The organism is Pseudomonas sp. RA_35y_Pfl2_P32, from assembly GCF_963970735.1.
Classification (GTDB): Bacteria; Pseudomonadota; Gammaproteobacteria; order Pseudomonadales; family Pseudomonadaceae; genus Aquipseudomonas.
In genome coordinates this window covers 1-688 of sequence record NZ_CAXAQF010000097.1, presented here as the reverse complement: position 1 = coordinate 688, position 688 = coordinate 1, and the positions used below count along the sequence as shown (strand labels likewise).

The 688-nt window shown below is 67.4% G+C and carries 1 protein-coding gene; it reads right to left on the bottom strand.

Going from position 1 to position 688, the window contains the following annotated elements:
* A partial coding sequence (locus AACY45_RS27265) for a hypothetical protein (protein ID WP_339548537.1) occupies positions 1–688 on the bottom strand: 688 nt, incomplete at both ends.

Sequence of the window (688 nt, the reverse complement as noted above, 5' to 3'; positions counted from 1 at the left end):
CGGCGGCTTGTCGCGGCAATCGACGAGTTGGCGCTGCGGCGCGCTTTCCCAGTCCCAAGCGACGGTATCGCGGAAAAACAGCGCAAGCGAGTTCGTGCGGTTGCGCCGTGTGATGAGAGACAAGGGCACGCCGCTGCCTGCGCTCGGCTCGTCGATCATCGCGCGAAAGAAGCTCTCGACGTGCTCGCGCGTCACATCCTCGAAGCGGCAGACCTGGGGCGCGACGCGACCCAGGTGCTCGAGGAAGCGCCTGAGCGCGATCTCGTGGTGGTAAACCGTGCTGGGGCGCAGCTGCGACGCGCGCGCTGCGAGCCAGCGCTGGACGAGTGCCCACATCGCAGACGGCAGCAGCGGGTGCGAGGCGTAGGCTGGCATGAACTTGCGCGGCTGCCGGCTCGATTGGCCACGATGGTAGAGGATGGTGCCGAGCTGGCTGGCATGCGTGATCCAGCTTTTGGCGAACTGCGGACCGTAGCGCTCGCGCGCACCGAAGAAGACCGGCAGGTCGGGATGCGAGGCGAAGTCGCGGACGGCGGCGAGCAGCCGGTCGATATGCTCGGGCCGCAGCAGGTCGGGCGAGCGCACGCCCTCGTGCATGGCGATGCGCGGCAGCATCCAGGTCATGGAAAGCCGAATCGACGAGCGATTAAAGCCGAGGGCTTCACCCTCGTCGGCAAGGCGGTCGATG